Source organism: Chromobacterium aquaticum, from assembly GCF_021129195.1.
GTDB classification, from domain to species: domain Bacteria; phylum Pseudomonadota; class Gammaproteobacteria; order Burkholderiales; family Chromobacteriaceae; genus Chromobacterium; species Chromobacterium aquaticum.
Window position 1 is genome coordinate 1 of record NZ_JAJOHW010000128.1, and the last position, 23177, is coordinate 23177.

The 23177-nt window shown below is 64.8% G+C and carries 24 protein-coding genes, 2 tRNA genes and 1 pseudogene; 7 read left to right on the forward strand and 20 right to left on the reverse strand.

The annotated features are described in order from the left end of the window. The first annotated feature begins 176 nt into the window (after positions 1–176). The gene (locus LQT98_RS18660) at positions 177–401 is read left to right on the forward strand and encodes a hypothetical protein (protein ID WP_231464231.1); all 225 of its coding nucleotides are present in this window, start codon (positions 177–179) and stop codon (positions 399–401) included. Positions 402–408: 7 nt separating this feature from the next. Here the strand turns inward: LQT98_RS18660 and LQT98_RS18665 are convergent, their stop codons facing one another. The 19 genes from LQT98_RS18665 to LQT98_RS18755 all read right to left on the reverse strand — a co-directional run bounded on the left by LQT98_RS18665 (position 409) and on the right by LQT98_RS18755 (position 18944). Next, entirely contained in the window at positions 409–2292 is a 1884-nt protein-coding gene (locus LQT98_RS18665) for a polysaccharide biosynthesis protein (RefSeq protein ID WP_231464233.1), read from the reverse strand. A gap of 2 nt (positions 2293–2294) precedes the next feature. Beyond that, complete coding sequence (locus LQT98_RS18670) at positions 2295–2762, reverse strand: GNAT family N-acetyltransferase (RefSeq protein ID WP_231464235.1); 468 nt, start codon at positions 2760–2762, stop codon at positions 2295–2297. After that, positions 2759–3427, reverse strand: a complete 669-nt coding sequence (locus LQT98_RS18675; RefSeq protein WP_269326080.1) for a sugar transferase — start codon at positions 3425–3427, stop codon at positions 2759–2761. The genes LQT98_RS18670 and LQT98_RS18675 overlap by 4 nt, the downstream gene beginning before the upstream one ends. Beyond that, positions 3424–4587, reverse strand: a complete 1164-nt coding sequence (locus LQT98_RS18680) for a DegT/DnrJ/EryC1/StrS family aminotransferase (protein WP_231464237.1) — start codon at positions 4585–4587, stop codon at positions 3424–3426. The genes LQT98_RS18675 and LQT98_RS18680 overlap by 4 nt, the downstream gene beginning before the upstream one ends. Before the next feature lie 199 nt (positions 4588–4786). Beyond that, a complete protein-coding gene (locus tag LQT98_RS18685; RefSeq protein WP_231464239.1) occupies positions 4787–6022 on the reverse strand; it encodes a glycosyltransferase family 4 protein in 1236 nt (411 codons plus the stop codon). 3 nt (positions 6023–6025) lie between these two features. Next, entirely contained in the window at positions 6026–7120 is a 1095-nt protein-coding gene (locus LQT98_RS18690) for a glycosyltransferase family 4 protein (protein ID WP_231464241.1), read from the reverse strand. Between the two features lie 77 nt (positions 7121–7197). Then, positions 7198–8292, reverse strand: a complete 1095-nt coding sequence (locus tag LQT98_RS18695) for a glycosyltransferase family 4 protein (protein WP_231464243.1) — start codon at positions 8290–8292, stop codon at positions 7198–7200. Beyond that, a complete protein-coding gene (locus LQT98_RS18700; protein ID WP_048408662.1) occupies positions 8285–8866 on the reverse strand; it encodes an acyltransferase in 582 nt (193 codons plus the stop codon). Before LQT98_RS18700 ends, LQT98_RS18695 begins: the two co-directional genes overlap by 8 nt. Next, entirely contained in the window at positions 8863–10131 is a 1269-nt protein-coding gene (locus tag LQT98_RS18705; protein ID WP_048408661.1) for a lipopolysaccharide biosynthesis protein, read from the reverse strand. The genes LQT98_RS18700 and LQT98_RS18705 overlap by 4 nt, the downstream gene beginning before the upstream one ends. A 4-nt stretch (positions 10132–10135) precedes the next feature. After that, complete coding sequence (locus tag LQT98_RS18710; protein ID WP_048408660.1) at positions 10136–11233, reverse strand: DegT/DnrJ/EryC1/StrS family aminotransferase; 1098 nt, start codon at positions 11231–11233, stop codon at positions 10136–10138. A 103-nt stretch (positions 11234–11336) separates the two neighbouring features. After that, complete coding sequence (locus tag LQT98_RS18715; RefSeq protein ID WP_231464246.1) at positions 11337–11912, reverse strand: acyltransferase; 576 nt, start codon at positions 11910–11912, stop codon at positions 11337–11339. 57 nt (positions 11913–11969) lie between these two features. Beyond that, entirely contained in the window at positions 11970–12341 is a 372-nt protein-coding gene (locus tag LQT98_RS18720; protein WP_231464248.1) for a GxxExxY protein, read from the reverse strand. An 82-nt stretch (positions 12342–12423) separates the two neighbouring features. After that, entirely contained in the window at positions 12424–13482 is a 1059-nt protein-coding gene (locus LQT98_RS18725) for a Gfo/Idh/MocA family protein (RefSeq protein WP_269326081.1), read from the reverse strand. Further along, on the reverse strand, positions 13479–14063 hold the full coding sequence (locus LQT98_RS18730; protein WP_231464250.1) for a YdcF family protein: 585 nt from the start codon (positions 14061–14063) through the stop codon (positions 13479–13481). Before LQT98_RS18730 ends, LQT98_RS18725 begins: the two co-directional genes overlap by 4 nt. A gap of 3 nt (positions 14064–14066) precedes the next feature. Continuing rightward, entirely contained in the window at positions 14067–15371 is a 1305-nt protein-coding gene (locus LQT98_RS18735; protein WP_231464268.1) for a nucleotide sugar dehydrogenase, read from the reverse strand. 312 nt (positions 15372–15683) lie between these two features. Beyond that, positions 15684–16427: a polyamine aminopropyltransferase gene (locus tag LQT98_RS18740; RefSeq protein WP_048408704.1), complete on the reverse strand. Its 744-nt coding sequence runs from the start codon at positions 16425–16427 to the stop codon at positions 15684–15686. Between the two features lie 46 nt (positions 16428–16473). Then, positions 16474–17451: a tRNA 2-thiocytidine(32) synthetase TtcA gene (gene ttcA / locus LQT98_RS18745; protein WP_231464252.1), complete on the reverse strand. Its 978-nt coding sequence runs from the start codon at positions 17449–17451 to the stop codon at positions 16474–16476. Between the two features lie 101 nt (positions 17452–17552). Continuing rightward, on the reverse strand, positions 17553–18314 hold the full coding sequence (locus tag LQT98_RS18750; protein ID WP_231464254.1) for a pteridine reductase: 762 nt from the start codon (positions 18312–18314) through the stop codon (positions 17553–17555). Positions 18315–18392: 78 nt separating this feature from the next. Further along, positions 18393–18944, reverse strand: a complete 552-nt coding sequence (locus LQT98_RS18755) for a hypothetical protein (protein WP_231464256.1) — start codon at positions 18942–18944, stop codon at positions 18393–18395. Between the two features lie 61 nt (positions 18945–19005). Between LQT98_RS18755 and LQT98_RS18760 the strand changes: the two genes are divergently transcribed. The 6 genes from LQT98_RS18760 to LQT98_RS18785 all read left to right on the forward strand — a co-directional run bounded on the left by LQT98_RS18760 (position 19006) and on the right by LQT98_RS18785 (position 22533). Further along, a complete protein-coding gene (locus tag LQT98_RS18760) occupies positions 19006–20157 on the forward strand; it encodes a class I SAM-dependent methyltransferase (protein WP_231464258.1) in 1152 nt (383 codons plus the stop codon). An 85-nt stretch (positions 20158–20242) separates the two neighbouring features. Further along, positions 20243–20319: transfer RNA gene (locus LQT98_RS18765), tRNA-Met, on the forward strand. A 35-nt stretch (positions 20320–20354) separates the two neighbouring features. After that, positions 20355–20431: transfer RNA gene (locus tag LQT98_RS18770), tRNA-Met, on the forward strand. A gap of 132 nt (positions 20432–20563) precedes the next feature. Beyond that, positions 20564–21205: a hypothetical protein gene (locus tag LQT98_RS18775; RefSeq protein ID WP_231464260.1), complete on the forward strand. Its 642-nt coding sequence runs from the start codon at positions 20564–20566 to the stop codon at positions 21203–21205. Between the two features lie 60 nt (positions 21206–21265). Then, complete coding sequence (locus tag LQT98_RS18780) at positions 21266–22081, forward strand: substrate-binding periplasmic protein (protein ID WP_231464262.1); 816 nt, start codon at positions 21266–21268, stop codon at positions 22079–22081. A 227-nt stretch (positions 22082–22308) separates the two neighbouring features. Then, a complete protein-coding gene (locus LQT98_RS18785; protein ID WP_156183746.1) occupies positions 22309–22533 on the forward strand; it encodes a hypothetical protein in 225 nt (74 codons plus the stop codon). On the opposite strand, the pseudogene LQT98_RS18790 reads toward LQT98_RS18785, so the two are convergent. Then, positions 22530–23177 (reverse strand): annotated as a pseudogene (locus LQT98_RS18790) (exodeoxyribonuclease V subunit gamma); the annotation flags it as partial. The gene LQT98_RS18785 and the pseudogene LQT98_RS18790 sit on opposite strands and share 4 nt — an antisense overlap.

Sequence of the window (23177 nt, forward strand, 5' to 3'; positions counted from 1 at the left end):
AGTCCGCTCCGCCGGCCCGGCGACAAGCCGCGCCGCGCCCAACGGAAGCCAAGCCGGCAAGCGCGCGTCCCGCCATCCAAGCGGCGCCCGCCACGCGCGCGCCTCGGGTCCAGCCGCAAACCGCGCCATCCGGCGCACCCCTTGTACCTCCGCCAGCGGACGACACGACAAGGCCGGTGCTGACGCTGGACGGCCTGCGCCGGCAGGTGCGCGAACAAGCCGCCGCCGCGCCGGAACAAAAGGCCGCGCCGCTGCCGGCCGATCCCGCCAAAACGAAAATGGCCCGCTCGATTGAGCGGGCCGAAAAGCCTGACTGCAAAACCCGCTATGCCGGGCTGGGCCTGTTGGCGATCCCGGTGCTGGCGGTGCAAAGCGCGCGCGAAGACGGCTGCAACTGGTGAGCCGGCCTCAGTTCTGCAGCACCACCCAGTCCTGAGTGGCGTCGGCGGCGCGAAACTCGCGCACCGCCTGTTGCAACAAGGCAAACGCCGCCGGCGCGTCCAACCGCCGGCAAGCCTCGTCCATGTTTGCCAGCAGATCACGCATCTCCGTCTCCGACAGGCAGTACTCCTGGGCGCGCATGATGCGTTCGTGATCGGTGGCCAACACGTTGTCGCCGATCAGCAACTCCTCGTACAGCTTTTCCCCAGGCCGCAGACCGGTGATGCGGATCTCGATGTCGCCGCCGGGCCGGGCCGCGTCCTTCAACTCCAGTCCGGACAAATGCACCATGCGCCGCGCCAGGTCGATGATGCGCACCGGCTGGCCCATGTCCAGCACGAACACATCGCCACCATCGCCCATCGCGCCGGCCTGGATCACCAGCTGCGCCGCTTCGGGGATGGTCATGAAGTAGCGGGTGATATCGGCATGGGTCAGCGTGATCGGCCCGCCCGCCTTGATCTGCGCGCGGAACAGCGGCACCACCGAGCCGGAGCTGCCCAGCACATTGCCGAAGCGGACCATCACGAAACGGGTGGCGCTGCCGCGCGCGTGGCGGGTCTGCAGCGTCAGTTCCGCCATGCGCTTGGTGGCGCCCATCACATTGGTGGGGCGCACCGCCTTGTCGGTGGAGATCAGCACGAAGGTATCGACGCCGCAATCCTCGGCCGCGCGCGCGGTGGTGTCGGTGCCGAACACATTGTTGACGATGCCGGACACCGGATTGTGCTCCACCATGGGCACATGCTTGTAGGCGGCGGCGTGGTAGACGGTGTCCACCTTGAACGCGCGCATCACCTGAAGCAGCCGCTGGTAGTCGGTGACCGAACCCAGTATCGGCGTGCGCGGCAGCCCGGCGGCGGCGCCGCGGGCCAGCTCCTGATCTATCGCGTACAAGGCGTATTCCGACTGCTCGAACAACACGATGCGCGCCGGCTGGTTCTTGGCGATCTGGCGCACCAGTTCCGAACCTATGGAACCGCCGGCGCCGGTCACCATCACCACCTTGCCGCGGATATTGCGCGCCAGCAGCTCGGGCTTGGGCGGCACCGGGTCACGGCCCAGCAGGTCCTCGATTTCGACCTCTTTCAGTTCCTCCACCCGCGCCTCGCCGGACACCAGATCCGCCATGCCGGGCAGCCGCTTGATCGGCACCCGCAGCAGTTCCAGCGCTTCCAATATCTCGCGCTGGCGGCTGCGACTGACCGAAGGCATGGCCAGCAAAATGCTCTTGGCCTCCAGGTCCTTGACCAACTGCGGCAGCTCGCGCGGCGGATGCACCGCCACGCCGCGGTAGGTGCGGCGGTGCAGCTCGGGATTGTCGTCGATGAAGGCCATCGGCCGGTATTCGCGGCCGGCTTGCAGCGCCAGCATCAATTGCACGCCGGCGCGGCCGGCGCCGTAGATGATCACGTGCTCGCGCGGCGCGTCCACCGCGTCGATGCGCCGCACCAGGCCGCGCAACAGGAAGCGGCTGCCGCCGATATAGGCCATGGCGAACACCCAGAAGATGATCACCGAGGTGCGCGGCATCGCCCAGATGTGCGCCATCTGTATCACCGCCTGCAATACCAGCACCGACAAGCTCACGCCGGAAAACACCGTCACGATGATCTTGTCGTCCAGGTATTTGAGCACCGCGCGGTACAGGCCCAGCTTGATGAAGATGGGAATCGCCCACAACGGCGGCACGATGAAGATCCACAGATGCGGATTGAGCTTGGGGTCCCAGTAGCCGCCGAGGCGCAGGAAAACCGCGCTCCACAGGGCCAGCGGCAGCAGCAGCGCGTCCATCAGCGCCAGCATCGCCATCTTGTTGTGGCGGGAGAAGGCCAGCAATTTTTCAAACATGGTCATTCTTTCGCGTCCGGCGGCCGTTGATACAGCGCATCCGGACAACATTCCTCATTGTCTTGGCCATCGCCCAGGCTCAGCAGCGCAAAGCCGTGCGCCTCGTAGAAACGGCGCGCGCGCTGATTGGCCTGGAACACGAATAGCCGGCAGGCCGGCGCCGGCGGCGCCAGCACTTGCTCCAGCAAGGCCCGGCCGACTCCGCCGCCGCGATGCCCGACGCCGACATAAAGCTGGTCCAGCCATAACGCGTCGTCTTGCAGCGACGTGGCGGCGAAGCCGGCGATCTCGCCATTCTGCTCCGCCAGCCATGCGCGGCCGGACGGCAGCAGCGCGCCGGCGAACCAGGCATGCACCGCAGCATCGGCATGCGCCAGCGGCGCGTAGCTCATCTCGCGGCGGCAGGCCAGATAAATGTCCGCCAGAGCGTCAGCGTCGGCGGCTCCGGCCAAGCGGATGGAAATCGTCATCGGCTGACGATCCGCGCCAGCGTGGCGACGATGATGCGCACATCCTCGAACAGACTGTGGCTTTCGGCGTAGCGCACGTAGTACGCCAGCTTTGCCGGCAGCACCTGCTCAATGTAGGCGCGCTCCGGATCCTCGGCCCGGCCCAGGATTTCGTTCTCGTCTATCATCTTGATCGACGCCCAGTCGGTGATGCCGGGGCGCACCGACAATACGATGTCGCGGACTTCATCCGGGTAGTGGGCGACGTACTTGGGCACCTCGGGCCGCGGGCCGACCAGGCTCATATCGCCGCACAACACATCGATCAGCTGCGGCAGCTCGTCCAGCTTGGTCTTGCGCAGCAAGCGGCCGGCGCCGGTGACGCGCGCGTCGGCGCCCACGGTCAACTGGCCATGGCGCTCGGTGTCCACTTGCATGGTGCGGAATTTGTGGATGCGGAACAGCGTACCATTGCGCCCCACCCGCACCTGGCGGAAAAACACCGGGCCAGGGGAATCCAGCTTCACCCACAGCGCCACCGCCAATAACGGCAAGGCCAGCATCGCCAGGCCGAGGCCGGCGGCGGCGATGTCGAAGCCGCGCTTCAGCAGCCGCGAGCCGTGGCGGCTAGGCCGGCAGCAGGGTGGCAGCAGCTCGCCACCCTTTTTTTCCAACCGCTCGCTCATGCGCCCAGAATCTCGCGCACCGCGGCGATCACACGGCTCTGGTCCGCGTCCGTCATCCGGGTATACAGCGGCAGCGTCACCTCGGCTTCAAACGCCGCATCGGCCACCGGGAATTGCTCGCGCGTCAGTTGGTAGCCGTCGCGCCACACCGGCTGGCGATGCAGCGGAATGAAGTGCACCGAGCAACCGATGCCTTTTTCCGCCATCCGGGCGATGAAGTCGTCGCGGCTGATGCCGGCCTCGGGCTTGATGCGCACCGGGTACAGATGCCAGGCGTGATTGCTGCCCGCATCCTTGGGACGCGCCGGCAGAATCAGCGGCAGATCAGCCAGTTCGCGGTCAAAACGCTGCGCCATCGTCTCGCGCAGTTCCTGGAAGCGGCGGATCTTCTTCAATTGGTGAATGCCCATCGCCGCGGCGGTGTCCGGCATATTGTATTTGAAGCCCGGAGCAACGACTTCGTAGAACCAGGCCGGGGTCTTGGACACATAGCGGTCGAAGGCGTCGCGGCTGATGCCGTGCAGACGCATCACCTTGCAGCGCGCAATGATGTCCTTGTTCTTGGACACCACCATGCCGCCCTCGCCGGTGGTCATGGTCTTGTTGGCGTAGAAGCTGAACACGGTGACATCGGAGTCCAGCGTGCCCACCAGCTTGCCCTTGTAATAAGTGGGCAGAGAGTGGGCGGCGTCTTCGACGACCTTCAAGCCGTGCTCGCGGGCGATGGCGATGATCTCGTCCATCTCGCAGGCTAGGCCGGCGAAATGCACCGGCATGATCGCCTTGGTCTTGGCAGTGATCGCCGCGCGGATCGCGTCCGGGCGGATATTGAAGGTGGCCGCGTCCACATCCACGCACACCGGATCCGCGCCCAGGTAGCGCACCACTTCGGCAGTGGCGGTGAAGGTGTAGCTGGGCACGATGACCTCGTCGCCGGGGCCGATGCCTATCGCTTCCAGCGCCAGGTGCAGGCCGGCCGTCGCCGAGTTGACCGCGATCGCCTCGACGCCGTCGCCGATGAATTGCGCGAAGTCGGATTCGAACTGCTTGGTCTTGGGGCCGGTGGTGACCCAGCCGGAGCGCAGCGCGTCGACCACTTCGTTGATTTCGTCCTCGCCGATGTCCGGCAGGGCGAAGGGCAGGAATTTTGTTTCGCTCATATCATTCTTCCGCTATTCAGTTAAGCGCGCGGACATGTTCAGACTTGTCCGTACGATCTTGCAAACCTCGTAGGATGGGCAAGGCCAAAGGCTTGCCCACGCACAATGCTCATTCCCCAAACACACCGTCTATTTCACCCTCTGCCCAGTCCAACGGCAGACGGCCTTCACGCACCCAGCGATGAAAAGCGCAGATCATTTACTCGCGAGCAAGCACCGCCTGCAAAAACCGCCGCGCCAGCACCGCGTAATCATGATGCTCCAACACATAGGCCTGACCCGCCGCGCCCATGCGCGCGCGCTCCACGGCCGACGTCGCCGCCATTCGTCGCGCCGCCTCCGCGATGGCCACCGGGTCCTCGGCGCCCACGCTGATGCCGGCGCCGGCGTCGTGCACCATATCGTTTCCGGCCTCCACCGAATGAATCACCGGCTTGGCGGCCATCAGGTAGTCGAACAGTTTATTGGGGTTGATGCCAAAGCGATAGATCGGCAGCTTGCGCCAGCCTATGTACAACGCGTCGCACTCGGCCAGGAAGGCCGGCACGCTGCGTTTGGCGATGGATGGCAGGAACATCACATTGTCCAGCCCCAGCTCGGCCGCGCGCGCCGCCAAAGCCTCCTTGTCCGGGCCGTCGCCAACCAGGACGAAAGTCACCGCAGCGTCTCGCATCAGCGCCGCCGCCTCCAGCAGGTAATCCAGCGCATTGGCCAGGCCGTGGCCGCCGGCGTAGCCGATCAGGAAACGCCCCCGCGCTTTCAGCTCCGCCAACCGCATCCGGTGTTCGGCCGGCAGGGCCTCGGCCTCGCCGCGCCATTCTGCGACATCGACGCCGTTGGGGATCACCGCGTACTTGGCCGGATCCATGCCGTGCGCCACCATATAGTCCTTGGCGCAGGGCAGCATGGACACCACGGTGTCGGCCTTGCGGTAGCCGAAATCCTCGGCCCATTGCAGCAGCCGAATGAAGGGATGCTTGGGCGACATGCCGCCCACCTCCACCGGGGTCAGCGGCCACAGATCATGCACCTCGTACACCAGCCGCGCGCCGGTCTTGGCGGCAATCCACGCCGCCGGCACGGTATCCAGCGGATAGGTGGAGGAGGCGATCACCAGGTCCGGCTTCCACTGCGTCAGGTAGCGGCCGGACAGCCCCATCACCCGGGCCAGGAAACTGAAGATATTGAGCACGCGGCCAAGCCCGTTGCCCTCGTAAGGGCGGGTCTTGCACCAGGTGTAGCGGATGCCGTCTATGTCTTCGTCGCGGTATTTGCCATCCACTTGCGGATGGGTCTGGCGCAGATGGGAGACATCGGCGGCCAGCATATTGACTTCGTGGCCGGCCTGCGCCCATTCCCGCGCCAAGTAATAGGGACGGAATTCCATGCCGTGCCGGGGGCTGCCGGCATAGTGGTTGATGTAGAGAATTTTCATGATTTACAAGGTCGCGTACAGCTTGACCAACTTGTCGGCCTCGGCCGCCCAACTGTATTTGTTCAATACCGCCTGCTTGCCGGACTCGCCCAGCGCACGCATGCGCGGCTCGTCGGCCATCAATTCGTTGACGGCGGCGGCGATGGCGGCCGGGTCCTGCGGGTCCACCAGCAGGCCGCAGCCGGCGTCGTCCACGATCTCGCGCCACACCGGAAAATCCGACGCGATCACCGGCATGCCGGCGGCCATGTATTCGAACAACTTGATCGGCAAGGCGTCGACGTAGTTCGGCGTCGGAAACAAGGTCACCAGGCCGATCTTGCTCTTGGCCAACACCTCGGCCACGCCCTTGCGGTCCAGCACGCCCAGATCGTTGACCCGCGCCCAGCCCGGCCGCGCCGACACGCGGGCCTTCAGATCGCTCTCGCTCCACGGCCCGGCCAGGTTCAGCCGCGTCGCGGTGTCCGGCAAGGCCTCGACGATGGGTTCGATGCCGCGTATGCGCGAGATGCCGCCGATATAGCACAGCTCGTTGCGCCGCTGCTCCCACGGCGTGTCGCGCACCAGCTCTTCCAGGATGGGGAAATTGCACACGTCCAAGGCACGCGCGCCCAGCTTCTCGAAACGCTTGCGGATGTGCGGCGTCGAGGTCACCACCGCGTCGAAGCGGCGCGCCGCCCAGTCTTCCAGCGTCTCGAAGCCGCTGGACACCAGAGGGCGCACCGCGCCAGGTATCCAGTGCTTGGCCAGGATCTGGCGCGGCACATCCTCGTGCACGTCGTACACCACCTTGATGCCGGCCTGCTTCAAGCGCAGCGCGGCGGGGATCAGTTCCGGGTCGTGGAAGTGGACCACGTCCGGGCGCAGCTTCAGCGCCGCCTGGTACACGCGCTTGACGGTGCCGGTCATCCGCGCCAGCCGGCCGCCGGTTTTCGGGCCGACGTCGTGGAAGCGCACGCCGCGGTTAATCTCTTCGCCCTGGCCGTCGGCCACGATCAGCGTCACCTCATGCCCAGCGGCGGCCAGGCTCGCGCACTCCTTGACGAAGATGCGGATGTCGTGGCGCGGATGGGCGGAAGTGAGATGGGCAATTTTCATATTTGAAGCTCTGTTTAACCGCCACCGGCTCCACGCGACGACATCGTTCAAGCGTCGCGAGTCCGCGGCAAAGTGTCCTAATGATCCGGGTTTAGCAATTCCCGGTACAACTGGGCGAAGCCGGCCATATTCGCCTGGTGCAGGCCCTTGTCCGCCACCAGCCGGCGATTGAGCGCGGCGACTTCGTCCAGCCGCGCGTCGTCGCCGGCCAGTTCCATCGCGCGCAGCAGTTCCTCGCCCAAGCGTCCGACATCCTCGGCGATCACCCCGTTGAGGCCGTCTATCACCCATTCGCCGTTGGCCGGCAGATTGGACAATAAGGGCAGGCAGCCATGGCCCATCGCCTCCAGCAGGCTGATGCTGGTGGCGTCCGAACGCGGCACGCTGACGAAGACCCGGGATTCGGCGTACATCCGCCCCAAGGTCGCGCTGTCGACAAAGCCGGCGAAATCCACGCGGCTCAATCCCAGCTCGGCGGCCAGGCGTTTCAGCGCCTCGGTTTCGCTGCCGCTGGCGGCCACGCTCAAACGCCAATCGCCAAAACGGCCGCTGCGCTCCACTCGCTGCCAGGCGCGCAGAATGGCGTCGATGCGGTAGAGCGGCTTGTGCAGCCGGCAGGACAACACCGTGCGGCCCTTGCCGGCGCTGGCCGCGGACGCCGGCAACGCGTCTATGCCGTAATTGAGCAGGCGGATGCGGCAGCCCTCGCCGGCCAGCTCGCGGATTTTCGCCGCCATGTGCAGCGAATCCGAGGTGATCGCGTCGGCGGCGCCCAGATTGGCGCGCACCATCGCCCGCATCAGCCGGTTGCGCTCCGGCAGCAGCAGCACGTCGGAGCCCCAGGCGGTCAGCACCGTGGGCAGGTCCAGGCTGGCCGCGGCGCGGCTGCCATGCCAGGCCACGCTATTGGCCTGGTGGATATGCAGCAACTGCGGCCGCGTTTCGCGCAGCCAGGCGCGCAGCCGCGCCACCGTGCCCAGCGCCGCCAAGCGGAAATCCACGCGCAGGCTGCCGGCCAGCAGCGCGGCCACATCGGCCGGCGCTTCGCCGTTGCAGGCCAGGTACACTTGCTCCACATGCGGCGCGATGCCGCGCAGGAAGCGCCAGGTATGCACCGAGGCCGAGCCTATCACCGCGATGCTGGCGATCTTGTCTCTCAGCGGCTCAGCCATGCGCCCAGGCCTCGTACAAGGGCAGCAGCTCCGGATGCTCGTCCAGCCACTTGGCGTCCAGTTCGCGGGTATCGCCCACCACCCGCGCCGGGTTGCCGGACAGGATGGCGAAATCGGGATAGCTGCCGGCCGGCACATAGCTGTAAGCCGACACCATGCTGCCCTTGCCCAGCTCCACGCCCGGCATCAGCACCGAGTGCGGACCGACGAAGCTGTAGCGGCCCAGCTTGGTGGGCTTTTTCAGATAGCCGACGTGATTGTTGCTTTCCAGGTAGCGGTCGCCGTACAGGCGGATGGCCACATGGCTGGAGTGGGTCAACAGAGAAACGTAATTGGTGATCTGACAGCCTTCGCCGATATACAGGCCGCCGGAGGCGTCGATCAGATTGAAATGACCGATGTAGACGTTGTCGTCCACCATCAGCTTGTTCACATGTTCGATGCGGGTCATGTTGGACACCCGGGTGCGTTTGAGGAACACCCCGTCGCCGCGGGTGAATCCATACACCATTCTGGGCTGCACCCACGCCGACAGGCGGAAGCGGATGCGGCTGAATAGAGCGTGCCAATTCATCGGGCTGCCTTGTAAAGCCAAGAGAAATAAGCCAGGAAGTAAGCGGCCATCACCACCGACACCAGTTGGAAGGTGGCCACCGCGTCGTTCCATAGCGCGAAACCGGCCCACATCGTACCCAGAAACAGCATGGCTTGCAGCAAGGACCACAGGAAAGCCTGCCGCTGACGGTTGATCACCGGCGGCACCATGCCCAGCGGCGAGGCGACGAAGTGGAACAGGATGTAGAGCGACATCGCCTCCGCGTAGCGGCCGGCGGTGGCCCAGTTATGGCCGAACACCAGCGAGAACAGCGGCTCGCCGGCCAGCTGTATCACCAGGAAGGGCAGCAAGGCCATGCCGCCCAGGGTCAGCATCATCTTGCGCAGAATCGGGCGCAGCGGCAGGCGCTGATTGCGGGCGTCGGCCAGCTCGCGGTAGGCCACTTGCGCCACCGCCTGACCGATCAAGGCCGCCGGCAGCTTCAACACCCGCATCATCAGGCCGTAAAAGCCCACCGAGGCGGTGCCGGCCAGCATGGTCAGCGCCACCAGCGTCGCCGAATCCAGCAAGGCGGTGCTCAAGGCGTGCGGCGCGTTGATCTTGGGAAACTCGATATAGGCGCGCGCCACCTCGCGCATGCCGGCGCGACTGAGTTCGTGACGCCAGGCGAAGCGGGCCTTGAGATCCTGCCAGGTCTGCGCCAGCAAAGAGCCGAACTGGCCGGCGAGCTGGCCCAGGATCAGACCGGCGGCGCCGGCCCCGGCCCAGCCCAAGCCGACCTGGGTGGCGGCCATGCTCAGCGACTGCAGCATGCGGCCGTTGGCATTGGCCTGGTAGCGACGGTGGCGGTTGTTCCAGTTGGTCCAGGCCTGCATCAAGCCGGCCAAGGCGATGGACAAGGGCAGCAACAGCAGCCACGGCTCCAGTTCCGGCGCACCCAGATGGCGGGCGATATGGGCATGGCCGTCGAAGGCCACCACCACGCCCACCAGCAAGGACAAGAGCAGCGCGCAGGCGATGGACAGGCCCATCAGATTGCTGGCCCGCTTCTCCTCGGCCGGCAGCACGATGGCCATCTCGTAACGGGCGGTGGCCAGCACCGCCAGCGCCGACATCCAGGAGACGTAGACCGCCTGCACTCCCACCTCGTGCGGGTTGTACAGGCGGGTGATCAAGGGCGACACCAGCAGCGGAATCACCTGCGCCACCGCCGCCCCGGTGATCAGGGTGATGATGTGGCGGATGAAGCCGCTCTTGGGCAGGCGGGACAACAACACGCTCATGCGCTCAGGCCAGCGCCTGCTTGACCGCGGCGACGATGGCGTCTTGCGTCGCCTCGTCCAGGAACGGGTGCATCGGCAGGCTCATCACCCGGCGGCCGGCGGCCTCGGACAGCGGGAAGCTGCCCTCGGGCAGGTTCAGGTGGGCGAAGGCCGGCTGCAGATGCAGCGGAATCGGGTAATGCACCGCGGTGGGCACGCCCAGTTCCTTCAGCTTGGCCTGTACCGCCTCGCGATCGTCCACCTCGATGGTGTACTGCGCGTAGACATGGCTATTGCCCTCGGCGATCACCGGCACCCGCGCCACCTCGCGCAGCAGCGCGCTGTAGCGCGCGCCTATGCGCTCGCGCGCCGCCACTTCGTCGGCGAAGCTCGGCAGTTTGGCCAGCAGCACAGCGGCCTGTATGGTATCCAAGCGGCCGTTGAGGCCGATGATGGGGTGGTGATAGCGGCGGTCCTGGCCATGCACGCGGATCTCGCGCATTTTCTTGGCCAGCGCGTCGTCATTGGTGAAGCAGGCACCGCCGTCGCCGTAGCAGCCCAGGGGCTTGCTCGGGAAGAAGCTGGTGCAGCCTATGGTGGACAGATTGCCGGACTTCTTGCCGCGCTGGCCGGCGCCAAAGCTCTGCGCGCCGTCCTCGATCACCGCGATGCCGTGCTTGGCTGCGATGGCGTTGATGGCGTCGAAGTCGGCGCACTGGCCGTACAGGCTCACCGGCATGATGGCGCGGGTGCGCGGCGTGATCGCCGCTTCCAGCAGCGCCGGATCCAGGTTGTAGCTGATGGGATCGATGTCGACGAACACCGGCTTGGCGCCCAGCAAGGCGATCATCTCGCCGGTGGCGATGAAGGTGAACGGGGTGGTGATCACCTCGTCGCCGGGGCCGATGTCCAGAGCCATCATCGCGATCAACAACGCCTTGGTGCCGTCGCAGACGCCGATGGCGTGCTTGGCGCCGGTGTATTCCGCCAGCCCCTGCTCCACCTCCTTCACTTCCGGCCCCATGATGTACTGGCCGTGGTCCAGCACCGCGTGGATGCGGGCGTCGATATCGGCTTTCAGATGCTGGTATTGCGCTTTCAGATCAATGAACTGGATGGACATAAGAGGATCAACCCCAAATCAATTTTTGAAAGATATCGCCTATAGGGCGACACGCAGAACGACTGAGAAGCGCCCTGGGGCAAGGCCGCATCAGGGATGCTTGTCAGTCGTGCTTGAGCGGCGAGCAATGATTGCCGCCCACCTCGTAATGCTTGGCGCAGGCCGGACAGCTATGGGTGCCGATGTCGTTGGCCAGCCGTTCGCCGCAGGAACACATCCAGCCGATGCGCTTGGCCGGCGTGCCCACCATCAGCGCATAAGCCGGCACATCGCGGGTCACCACCGCGCCGGCGCCGATGAACGCGTACTCGCCTATGGTGTGGCCGCACACCACGGTGGCGTTGGCGCCGATGGACGCGCCCTGCTTCACCAAGGTGCGGCGGTACTCATTCTTGCGCGCGACATGGCTGCGCGGATTGTTGACATTGGTGAACACCATGGACGGGCCGCAGAACACATCGTCCTCCAGCGTCACCGCGTCGTAGATGGACACATTGTTCTGCACCTTGACGTTGTCGCCGATCAGCACGTCGTTGCCGACGAACACGTTCTGGCCGAAGGAACAGCCGGCGCCGATCTGCGCGCCGCCGCAAATATGGACCCAGTGCCAGACGCGGGTGTTCTCGCCGATCTCTGCGCCTTCGTCGACGATGGCGCTGGGGTGGATGATAGGATGCATCTTTTCAAAACCTTTATTTAGCCACGGAAGCACACGGAAAGACACGGAATAAATCAACTACAAGACAAAGCGTCTGACCTCGGCCTTGGGGTGCCAAAAATTAATCAACAGGCCCAGCCTCAACCCGCTAGTCCTCATGTAGTTCAACAATTGGGCCTCATGAATGGCTGCCAGTTTTTCCTGCGCTTTCAACTCCAGCAAAACACGTCCCTCAACCAACAAATCAACACAGTACTCCCCAACCACCTGCCCTTTATAACGCACCAAGAGCGGAACCTGCGCCCGGGTAGCCAAGCCCGCGCTATTCAACTCCTGCAACAAAGCATTTTCATACACTTTTTCCAGGTAGCCGTGGCCCAGCTGGCGGAAAACCTCAAAAACACAGCCCTGGATACGATACGTCAGACCCTCATCGATTAGAGGCGACATTGCACGCTTCCCTTCCGTGTTTTAGCTATGCAGAAACTGCGTTTTCCGTGTTTTTCCGTGTGCTTCCGTGGCTAAAAATGACTCAATAATCCAGTGGCAAGCTGACGCGGCGGCCATCGCGCGCGGACAGATACATCGCGATCAGCAGCTCCAGCGACTTCAGCCCTTCGCGACCATCGGTCTCCGGCGTGGCTTCGCCGCGCATGGTCTTGATCACATTGTCGTAGTACAAGGGATGGCCGAAGCCGTAAACGCTGGTGGTCGCGTAGCTGGCTTGCTTGATGTCTTCGTCCATCGCGTGCGGCTCGGAAAATTCCCAGTGCTGGATCTCGTTGACCGCCATGCCGCCGACGCGCACCGAGCCCTTCTCGCCCAGGATGGTGATGCTGCCTTCCAGGTTCTTCGGATAGGTCAGCATGGTGACGTTCATGCTGCCCAGCGCGCCGCTGCGCCATTTGACGCTGACCGTGCCGGTGTCCTCCACCTCGATATTGCGCGCCAAGGTGGCGGTGTAGGCTTGCACGCTTTCCACCGGGCCGATCAGCCAGTCCAGCAGATCGACATAGTGGCTGGCCTGGTTCATGAAGGCGCCGCCGTCGAACTCCCAGGTGCCGCGCCAGCCGGCCGCGTCGTAATACTCCTGCGGCCGGGTCCAGAACACATTGACGTTGACCATGTAGACGCGACCGAAGCGCTTCTCCTGCATCGCCCGCTTCAAGAGCTGCAAGGTGGCGTTGCGACGGTTTTGCTTGACCACGAACAGATGCTTGTTGGCGCGATCGGCGGCCTTCACCATCTCCAGGCCGTCTTCCCAGCGCGTGGCCATCGGCTTTTCCGTCATCACATGGAAACCGGCTTCCGAGCAGGCGATGCTCTGACTCGGGTGCAAGCCGGATGGGGAGGTCAGGATCACGATGTCGGCGTCGGTCTGCGCCAGCATGTCGATCAGACTGGCATGGCCGCGCGCGCCGGTGCGCTCCACCGCGGCTTGCAAGGCGGCCGGGTCGATGTCGCAGACGTCCACCAGTTCAGCGCGCTCGGCATGCTGCTCCAGCGCGCCGAAATGATTGTTGGCGATGCGGCCGCAGCCCACCAGCGCAAAGCGGATCTTGCGATCGGTAATCGGAGGGGTAACTATCATTTGAAAGTCCAGTAACGCACTGAATACACCAGTGTCTTCACATATTCGGACAGCACCGCGCCGGCTTCGTTGACGGCCAGCGTATGGTACAGATCATTGCCGGGATAGACGAAATGCATGCCCCAGTCCACTTCCGGCCACACCTGGCGGAAAGTGGTCAAGGCGCGCGCGGAATGGTACCAGGAGGTCACCAGCAGCGCCCGCTTGGGTTGGAACGCCTGCAGCGAGACCCGGGTCTGCTCGGCGTTCTGGAAGGTATTGCGCGACACGCATTCATAAGCGATGCGCGGCGCCGGCACGCCGGCCATCACCAACCGGTTGACGATCAGCTTGCAATCGCCCTCGCCGCTGACGAAGACCCGCGGCGCCACGCCGCGATGATACAGTTCGGCGGCGCCGATCACGCGCTGGCCGCTCTCGCCGCCCAGCACCACGATCCAGTCCGCCTTGGCCAGCGGCGCGTCCACCGGCAGCCAGTTCTTGGAATAGCGCAGCAACGGCAACGCGACGACGCCGGCCAGCAGCGCGGCCAGCCCCAGCCAGGCCAGGGCCGCGCCCAAACGCGGATAGCGTCGCCACATGGATCAGGCCTTGACGATGTTGGCGGCCGGTTCCAGATACTTGCCGCGGCTGTCCACCACCAGCTGCGCATGCGCCTTGATCTGCGCATAGTCGAACTTGTCGTGGTCGGTGGCCAGCAACACGCAGTCGTAGCCGGAGATGGCTTCATTGCTCAGCGCCACGCTGGACAGCTCGAAACGATGCTCGCGCATCTTGGGGAACACCGGCACGTGCGGATCGCTGTAAGCCACTTCCGCGCCCAGATCGCGCAGCTTCTCCATCAGGAACACCGACGGGCTTTCGCGCATATCGTCCACGTTCTTCTTGTAAGCGATGCCCAGCACCAGCACGCGGCTGCCGTTGATCGCCTTCTTGCGCTGGTTCAACGCGGCCGCCACTTTGGACACCACGTAGTCCGGCATATTGCTGTTCACTTCGCCGGCCAGTTCGATGAAACGGGTGTTGACGCCGTATTCACGCGCTTTCCAGGTCAGGTAGAACGGGTCGATCGGAATGCAGTGGCCGCCCAGGCCCGGGCCCGGATAGTAGGGCACGAAGCCGAAAGGCTTGGTCGCCGCGGCGCGGATCACTTCATGGATGTCGATGCCCATCTTGTCGGCGACGATCTTCATCTCGTTGACCAGGCCGATATTCACCGCGCGGTGGATGTTTTCCAAAAGCTTGGTCATTTCCGCGGCGCGGGTGGAGGACACCGGCACCACCTTGTCGATCACCGCGCTATACAGCGCCACGCCGATTTCCTGGCAGGCCGGGGTCACGCCGCCGCAGACCTTGGGAATGGTGCGGGTGGTGAAGTTGGGATTACCCGGGTCCTCGCGCTCCGGCGAGAACACCAGGAAGGCATTGTCGCCCACCTTCAGGCCGCGCGATTCCATGCGCGGCAGCAACTCTTCGTCGGTGGTGCCCGGATAAGTGGTGGATTCCAGCGACACCAGCTGGCCTTCGCGCAGATAGGGCACCAGGCTGTCCATGGTGTCCAGCACGAAGGACAGGTCCGGCTCGCGGTATTTGTTCAGCGGCGTCGGCACGCACAGGATCAGGGTATCGGCTTCCGGCACGCGGCTGAAGTCGGTGGTGGCCTCGAAGCCGCGCTCCAGCGCGGTGGCGATGCTGTCGGCGGAGATATGCTCGATATAGCTTTGACCGGCCATCAAGGTGTCCACCTTGCCCTGGTCGATGTCGAAGCCCAGCACTTTGTAACCGACTTCGGCGAAGCGCAGCATCAGCGGCAGGCCGACATAGCCCAGGCCAACGATGCCGATGACGGCGGATTTGTCTGCAATCCGATTGAGCAATTGCTGCTTGATCACGGTGTAAGTCCCAACAGTATGTAAATACGATAGCGGCGGACCCGACATTGACGACAAGCGGCGCGGAAGCGAAACCGCCCGCGCCGCGCCTGTCCTAAACTGTCCGGTCCACCGCCATAAAGTTCATGCAACGGCAAGCCAGCTTGCCGCCTTCCGTTTCTGTCCGTACTGATCTGCCTCAGAATCCGCTTATCCGGACTCGTTTCGCGCAGCGCGCCATCCGCCTCAAGCCGGCATGGCCACAATGCCGGCATTATACGCCTCTTCCCGCGCGTCATTGGGTAAGCAAATGTACGTTGACGCGCCGCTTCAGACCAGTAAATGCCCCGCCGTGTGCTGGTTGGTCATTTTCAAACGGCTGACGAAATCAACGAATTCCAGGCCAAAGCGGCCCTCCAGCTCATCGGCGCGTTTCTTCAAGGCCTCCCACTGCGTCAGCGTCGGGCTCTGACGGAAAGCCATCACCGCCACATTGCCGTGACTGGCCGCCGGCAGTTCCAGCACCCGGCCCTCGAACACGTTCAACAAACGCTCGATGAAGGACTGATAGCGTTTGTCCCCGCTCCACCAGTTGGTGACGAACACCCCCTTGGGGCTGAGCGCGCGCTTGCAGTCCTCGAAGAAATCCTCGGTGGTCAGCGCGTCGACGATCTGCAGGCCGTCGAAACCATCCACCAGGATGGCGTCGGTGGAGCCACGGAAGATCTTCACGTAATCGGCGCCGTCGGCTTCGACGATCTCGAAGAAATCGCCCTCCTCCGGCAGCTGGAAAAAGGCGCGCGCCACCGCGATCACCTGCGGATTGATGTCCACCGCGACGCTGACCGCGTCCGGCAGGTATTCATCGATGAAACGGGCGAAGGAGCCGCCGCCCAGGCCGATCTGCAGGATGTGCTGCGGCGCGTCGTTCCACAGCAGAAAGCCCATCATCGCCCGACTATAGCTGAGCACCAGATCGGCCGGCTCATCCAGGTCCATCGAGCTCTGTATCGTTTCCGAGCCCAGATGCAGCGAACGGATATTGCCCTCTTCCGAGATCTCCACCTCCGGCATTTCCTCCACCGCGGCACGCACGCGGCGGCGGAACGGATGCAAGGCCCTACGCGCCACAGCCCGACCCCTCGTCCACCGGCTTGCGCGAATCCAGAATGCTGATGGTGCGCTTCTTCGGCGCCGCCTCGGCCTCGTCGTCCTGCGGCGGCGGCGGATCGCGGAATTCTTCCTTGTCGAAAGCGGTGTCGCCGCCCTCGAACGGCGCGTCGCCGGTCTTCAGACCGGCGAAATCGAACAGCCCGGTATCGGCCAGGTGGGACGGCACCACGTTCTGCAAGGCGCGGAACATGCTCTCCAGCCGGCCGGGGAAGCGGCGGTCCCAGTCGTTGACCATTTCCTTGACCACCTGACGCTGCAGATTGGGCTGCGAGCCGCACAGATTGCACGGGATGATGGGGAATTCGCGCAGCGCGGCGTAGCGTTCGATGTCCTTCTCGCGGCAATAGGCCAGCGGGCGGATCACCATGTGACGGCCGTCGTCGGACACCAGCTTGGGCGGCATCGATTTCAGCTTGCCGCCGTAGAACATATTCAGGAACAGGGTGTGCAGGATATCGTCGCGGTGGTGGCCCAGCGCGATCTTGGTCGCGCCCAGCTCATCGGCCACGCGATAAAGAATGCCGCGACGCAGCCGCGAACACAGACTGCAAGTGGTCTTGCCTTCCGGCACCAGCCGCTTGACGATGGAATAGGTGTCTTCCTCGACGATGCGGTACTCCACGCCGATGGAATCCAGGTATTCCGGCAACACATGCTCGGGAAAGCCCGGCTGCTTCTGGTCCAGATTGACCGCCACGATGGAGAAATCGATAGGCGCGGACTTCTGCAGGCCGCGCAGGATGTCCAGCAAGGTATAGCTGTCCTTGCCGCCGGACAGGCAGACCATCACGCGGTCGCCCTCTTCTATCATATTGAAGTCATTGATGGCGTCACCCACATGGTGGCGCAGGCGCTTGGCCAGTTTATTGCCTTCAAACACGGCCTTTTTGGCCTTGTCGTCGAGGACGCTGCTTGCTTCGGACATGGAGTACGGCTAAGAAATTGAAAAACAGGCGATTTTACTTTTTTTCCGCGACGAAATCCACGCCGGCGAACAAGAGCCGCTCGCAGCCGCCCCTTCCGTGTCTACAGCACCACGCTGCGGCCGCCGTCCACCGCCAGAATCTGGCCGGTCACATAGCCGGCGTCCAGCAGCAGGAAAGCCACCGCCTGGGCGATGTCCTCCGGCACCCCGGCGCGGCGCAAGGGAATGCTGGCCTCTATCGCCTCCCGCGCCGCGGCGTCGAAGGAGAGTTCGTCTTCCGGCCACAGGTTCACGCCCGGCGCCACGCCGTTGACGCGCACCGCCGGCGCCAGCTCTATCGCCAGGCTGCGGATCAGCTGCGCGTGGCCGGCCTTGGCCAGGTTGTACACCACATGGCGCGCCATCGGCCTATCCACGTGGATGTCGGAAATGCCGACGATGGCGCCGCGCCGCCGGCTCAATTCCGGCGCCAGCGCCTGCGCCAGGAATAGCGGCGCCTTCAGATTGCTGCCCATCAAATCATGCCAGGCCGCCTCGTCTATGCTGCCCAGCTCGGTGGGAAAGAAGCTGGACGCGTTGTTGACCAGGCCGTCCAGCCGGCCGAAAGCCGCCACCGCCTGCGCCGCCAGTGCCGGCAAGGCCGCCGTGTCCAGCAAATCCGCCTGCACCAGCCGCGCCGAATCCGGCCGCGCCGCGTTCAACTCCGCCGCCAAGGCCTCCGCCGCCGCGCGCGAACCGCGATAATGCAGCACCAGCCGGACCCCGCGCGCGTGCAAATGGCGGGCGATGCCCGCGCCTACCCGCCGCGCCGCGCCGCTGATCAATACCACTCGCTGCTCGCCGCTTATCTCCCGCTCCACCATTTCCGCTCCTCTGACTCTCCGCCCGCCGCCGCAGGCTCCCACACACGCGTTGCGCCGCGATGACGCCAGCCGCAATCTCTATTTCTTGCCCATGCACGGCTGGGCCACCGCCAAGGCCGCCTGGTTGGACGGCGGCAAGGCGAAACGCGCCACCAGCTTGCCGTGCTTGCGGCTGGCGCCGTCTATCGTCACCAGCAGTTCCTTGTGCGTGGCGGACTGCCAGGCGAAGAATTCGCCCCGCGACGACCACTCGAACACGAAGCGGCCGCTCGCCTCGTACCAGCCGGCGAAATGGCTGTCCACGCCGCGGCGCAAGCCCGTCATGTTCAGCTTGAGCTTGCGACGCTCGCCCAGGCCACCCGGCCCCTCGAACGGGCGCACGTCCCAACCGCCCAGTTGATCGGACAGATGCAGCGACAGCCGCAAGGGCGGACTGTCCGCCCGGCAGGCCAGCTCCAGCCGCGCCGGGAAACGGCTGCGCCCCACCGTCGCCTCGCCGTCCAGGCCGGCCACTTGCAAAGGATTGTCCGGAAACGGTTTCGACACCGCCCACTGCGGCGGCGCCGCCAAAGCCTGGACGACCAGCAAGCCGCCCGCGCCAGCCGCCATCAAACGGTAAAATAGGCCCACCCTCTTCTCCTGTCCGCCAGTTTCCACCACAATCGCGGCACATTGTAGCAGGATGACCGCCATGACCACCTTACCCGCCGCCAGCGCCGACGCGCTGGCCACCAGCCAAAGCCTAGTCCACGCCATCCAGGCGGAAATCCGCCAACAAGGCGGCTGGATTCCGTTTTCCCGCTACATGGAACTGGCGCTGTACGCGCCCGGCCTCGGCTACTACGCCGCCGGCAGCCACAAGCTGGGCGCGGCCGGCGACTTCACCACCGCGCCGGAAATGAGCGCGCTGTTCGGCCGCGCGCTGGCGCGCCAGTTGGCGGAGCTGCTGCCGCAAACCGCCAATGTGATCTATGAATTCGGCGCCGGCACCGGCAAGCTGGCGATCGACATCCTCGGCGAATTGCAAGCGCTGGACGCGCTGCCGGAACGCTATTGCATCGTCGATCTGTCGCCGGACCTGATCGAGCGCCAGCAACACAATATCCGCCAGGCGCTGCCGCAGCTGGCCGATCGCGTGCAGTGGCTGAGCCAGCTGCCGGAGCGGCTGGACGGCGTGATCATCGGCAATGAAGTGCTGGACGCCATGCCCTGCGAGCTGATCCGCTGGAGCCCCGAGGCGCAACAGCGCGGCGTGGCACTGGACGGCGAGCGCTTCGTCTGGGAAGACCGTCCCATCCAGGATCCGCAGCTGCTGCAACTGGCCCGGGCCATCCAGCCGCAGCACGACGACTATGTTTCCGAAATCAGCCCGGCCAATATCGGCTTCCTTCATACCCTGGCGCAAAAGCTGGAGCGCGGCGCCATCCTGCTGCTGGACTACGGCTTCCCCGCCGCCGAGTACTATCACCCGCAGCGCCATATGGGCACGCTGATCGGTCATTACCGCCACCACACCGTGGACGATCCCTTCTTCCTGCCCGGCCTGATGGACCTGACCTGCCACGTCGATTTCAGCGCGATGGCCCAGGCCGGCATAGACGCCGGCCTGGACTTGATCGGCTACACCACCCAGGCCCAGTTCCTGATCAACGCCGGCATCACTCAATTGCTGGAACAACTGGACCCGGCGGATGCCGCCGGCTATCTGCCGCACGCCGCCGCGGTGCAGAAGCTGCTGTCGCCGTCGGAAATGGGCGAGTTGTTCAAGGCCATAGGCTTTGGCAAAAACGTCAGCATAGACTGGAGCGGTTTCCTGCGCGGCGATCGCTGCTATACCTTGTAAGCTAAGCACCGCGAGAATCTTGTTGACAGCCGGCTTTCGGCTGCGTATATTTCGCGTCTCGGTGCACTCGTGCATCGAAAAACGTGGCGAATTAGCTCAGTCGGTTAGAGCGACGGAATCATAATCCGCAGGTCCGGGGTTCGAGTCCCTGATTCGCCACCACAGTTTGCGAAGAATTGTTTTCGACAAGTCTTCACGGCGAATTAGCTCAGTCGGTTAGAGCGACGGAATCATAATCCGCAGGTCCGGGGTTCGAGTCCCTGATTCGCCACCAATATGAAAAAAGGTCAGCATACGCTGGCCTTTTTTCATTGCCGCGCCGCCCGGCGTCTTCATCCCGTTTCAGACTCCCGCATCCTCGATGGCATAATCGCGCTCATTCTCTATGACCCACCGGATTGCATCCATGCCATTGACCCGCACCCTGTTCGCCGCCTTGTTGGGCAGCATCTTGCTCAGCGCCTGCCAGACCGCCCCCGTCCAACCCGACCCCAAGAAATTGAGCGCCGCCTATCTGGACGCCGAATTAGCACAGCTCAAAGCCGATATGCTGGATTGGGTGCCGCTGAATGACAAAGGAGAGATCCACACCTGGCAGATCGAGCAGACCCGCTTGCTGGAGTGCTCGCCGTGGAAACCCGGCAAGAGTGCCCTCGGGCGCGGCCTGTGCATGGCGCGCAAGGAAGACCTCAACGCGGCCGAGCTGCAAGCGCTGGGCGAACAGCTCAAGGTGCTGTCGGCCCTGGCCGACGATTACGGCCTGCTGGCGCAACAATATCGCAGCGGCGCGCTGGACCGCGCCGCCTATATCGCCGCCGCTCAGCGCAGCACCCGGCTCTGGCGACCGCAATTGCTGCGCCATTGCATCGCCAAGCAGCGCAGCGTGCTGGACAGCCGCGGCGACGACAATATGTGCAACCCCAATCCCAAGTACGGCCTGTCGGTCGACGCCGCCGGCGCCGTCGTCGCCGGTCAGCGCGGCAGCGGCGCCAGTTATGAGAAAACGCCGCTGGTCGTCGGCTATCTGCCCGGCCTGTTCAAACGCTGAAGCCGCCCGGGGCGAGCTCCTGCCCGCCTATAGTGAAGCATCGCGACCCGGGAGTCCTTCATGCGCAGCTTGCCTCCAGCACTTGCCCGCGCCCTCCGGCTCCTGGCCTGCGGCGCCGCGCTCTGCTTCGCCACGCCCGCCTTGGCCGCCGAGCCTTGCGCCCGAGCGCTCAGCGTCGGCTGGGACAACTGGCCTCCCTATCATTACCTGTCCGCGCGCCAGCAACTGGAGGGGTATTCGGTGGCGGTGCTGAACGAAGCCGCGCGCCGCGCCGGCTGCCAACTGCACTATCAGCAAATGCCATGGCCGCGCACCTTGCTGCGCTTGAGAACCGGCCTGGTCGATGTGGCGATGGGAGCGCTGAAGACACCGGAACGCGAGCGATACGCGCTATTCGTTCCGGCCTACAACCCGGCCACGGTACGGCTGTGGGCGCTGCGCGAACAACAGGCGCGCTGGCCGGTACACCGACCCGAGGACCTGGCCAAGCTCGGCGCGCTCACGCTGGGCATCAATCGCGGCGACAGCTTCGGCGGCGAGCTCGACGCCTGGCTGCAACATCCGCCGGCCACGGTGACGCTGGATCAGGCTCCCACGCTGAGCACGAATATTCAGAAACTGCGCGCCAAGCGCATCGACCTGCTGCTGGCCAATTCCGCGGCGATGCGAGCCGCCCTGCTCGCCCAGCCCGGCGAACCCGCCATCCTGCCGCTGCCGCCGGTCTGGCGCGTCGGCGAAGCCTATTTCGCCTTCAGCAAGGCCGGCGTGCCGGCATCAGTGGTAACGGCTTTCGAGCAGGCGCTGCGCGGCATGAAGCAGGACGGCACCATCGCCGAACTCTACCAGCGGCACTTCGACGCGCCGTTTCCGGAGTAGCGCGCTCTCATTGCCTGCGTCCGCTTCCTCATGGCATAGTGGCGCGCACAAAAACATGCATTCATCCCTTTCGTTCAGCCGCACCCTCATTTCGACAAAGGATTCCCCATGCAAAACCGCCTGATCGGCGCGCTGCTGGCCGCCTTGTGCGGCGGCGCCGTCGCCGCCAATGTGCCCAGCCAGATGCTGGCAGCCAACACCCAAGCCTGCGTGCAAAGGCCGGCATGATGTCGCAAAAAGGAATGGACCCTTACGCGCCCAAGGACAAGAGCAAGCAGCCGGCGTATTGCGGCTGCGTCAGCAAGAAATACTGGGATCAGGTGCCGCAAGCCGATTACGACGGCATGATGGCCGAGATGAGCCGCGGCGAACAACACGGCCCGCGCGGCAAGGCCATAGACAAGGCCTTGGACCAGCGCATGGAGAACGCCAAGAAGTCCTGCCGCGGCTAGCCGTCGGCGTCGAGCAGCCGTTCCGCCAGCGGCAGCAGCAGGGTTTCGGCCAATTGCGCGAACAGCGGGTCTTGCAGCGGCGCTTGATTGCGAAAGGCCAGCGCGATCGCCGCCTCGTCCTTCTGCGCGACGCTGCCCTCGCGGACAAAGCCCGGCTCCCATTTTTCCAGCGCTTTCAGCATCGCCTTGTCGCGCCGCTCCGGCTCCGCCGCCAGCGCCTCGGCATAGGCCCAGCCGGTACGGCCGAACCAGGGCAGCGGCTGATCCTGGCCCTGGCGCCAGCGCGCCAGCCACGGCTCCAGCAAGGCCAGCGCGCCCGGCTCGTCTTCCAGTTGCAAGCCGCCGGCGTCGTCATAGCAGGCGGTACGGCAGGCCACGCCCGCCGGCCGCGCCGCGCACAGCAGCAGGTGGCTGAGCCACAGCGCCACGCGCTGGGCCGCATTGATCTTGCCGACGACGAAGCTGAGCTGGCCCTCCGGCCGCAAGCCGGTCAACTCGCCCACCACGGTGCAGCCGCCTATGCTCAGATGCAGCGGCTGCGGCGGCAGCGTGTCCTCGGTCAACGCGGCCGGCAGTCGCGCCGCCAGCCTGACGCTGGAGCGCGCCTCCTCCACCAGCCAGGCCTGGCCCAGCGCCGCCGGCGG

Bases quoted from the DNA above. Each gene is read 5' to 3' on its own strand.
- LQT98_RS18725 (WP_269326081.1), bottom strand. From the start codon at position 13,482: ATGATAGTTACCCCTCCGATTACCGATCGCAAGATCCGCTTTGCGCTG.
- LQT98_RS18760 (WP_231464258.1), top strand. From the start codon at position 19,006: ATGACCACCTTACCCGCCGCCAGCGCCGACGCGCTGGCCACCAGCCAA.
- LQT98_RS18785 (WP_156183746.1), top strand. From the start codon at position 22,309: ATGTCGCAAAAAGGAATGGACCCTTACGCGCCCAAGGACAAGAGCAAG.
- LQT98_RS18700 (WP_048408662.1), bottom strand. From the start codon at position 8,866: ATGAATTGGCACGCTCTATTCAGCCGCATCCGCTTCCGCCTGTCGGCG.
- LQT98_RS18675 (WP_269326080.1), bottom strand. From the start codon at position 3,427: ATGAGCGAGCGGTTGGAAAAAAAGGGTGGCGAGCTGCTGCCACCCTGC.
- LQT98_RS18690 (WP_231464241.1), bottom strand. From the start codon at position 7,120: ATGAAAATTGCCCATCTCACTTCCGCCCATCCGCGCCACGACATCCGC.
- LQT98_RS18730 (WP_231464250.1), bottom strand. From the start codon at position 14,063: ATGTGGCGACGCTATCCGCGTTTGGGCGCGGCCCTGGCCTGGCTGGGG.
- LQT98_RS18710 (WP_048408660.1), bottom strand. From the start codon at position 11,233: ATGTCCATCCAGTTCATTGATCTGAAAGCGCAATACCAGCATCTGAAA.
- LQT98_RS18685 (WP_231464239.1), bottom strand. From the start codon at position 6,022: ATGAAAATTCTCTACATCAACCACTATGCCGGCAGCCCCCGGCACGGC.
- LQT98_RS18705 (WP_048408661.1), bottom strand. From the start codon at position 10,131: ATGAGCGTGTTGTTGTCCCGCCTGCCCAAGAGCGGCTTCATCCGCCAC.
- LQT98_RS18780 (WP_231464262.1), top strand. From the start codon at position 21,266: ATGCGCAGCTTGCCTCCAGCACTTGCCCGCGCCCTCCGGCTCCTGGCC.
- LQT98_RS18680 (WP_231464237.1), bottom strand. From the start codon at position 4,587: ATGAGCGAAACAAAATTCCTGCCCTTCGCCCTGCCGGACATCGGCGAG.
- ttcA (WP_231464252.1), bottom strand. From the start codon at position 17,451: ATGTCCGAAGCAAGCAGCGTCCTCGACGACAAGGCCAAAAAGGCCGTG.
- LQT98_RS18695 (WP_231464243.1), bottom strand. From the start codon at position 8,292: ATGGCTGAGCCGCTGAGAGACAAGATCGCCAGCATCGCGGTGATAGGC.
- LQT98_RS18715 (WP_231464246.1), bottom strand. From the start codon at position 11,912: ATGCATCCTATCATCCACCCCAGCGCCATCGTCGACGAAGGCGCAGAG.
- LQT98_RS18720 (WP_231464248.1), bottom strand. From the start codon at position 12,341: ATGTCGCCTCTAATCGATGAGGGTCTGACGTATCGTATCCAGGGCTGT.
- LQT98_RS18670 (WP_231464235.1), bottom strand. From the start codon at position 2,762: ATGACGATTTCCATCCGCTTGGCCGGAGCCGCCGACGCTGACGCTCTG.
- LQT98_RS18775 (WP_231464260.1), top strand. From the start codon at position 20,564: ATGCCATTGACCCGCACCCTGTTCGCCGCCTTGTTGGGCAGCATCTTG.
- LQT98_RS18750 (WP_231464254.1), bottom strand. From the start codon at position 18,314: ATGGTGGAGCGGGAGATAAGCGGCGAGCAGCGAGTGGTATTGATCAGC.
- LQT98_RS18740 (WP_048408704.1), bottom strand. From the start codon at position 16,427: ATGCCGGAGGTGGAGATCTCGGAAGAGGGCAATATCCGTTCGCTGCAT.
- LQT98_RS18665 (WP_231464233.1), bottom strand. From the start codon at position 2,292: ATGTTTGAAAAATTGCTGGCCTTCTCCCGCCACAACAAGATGGCGATG.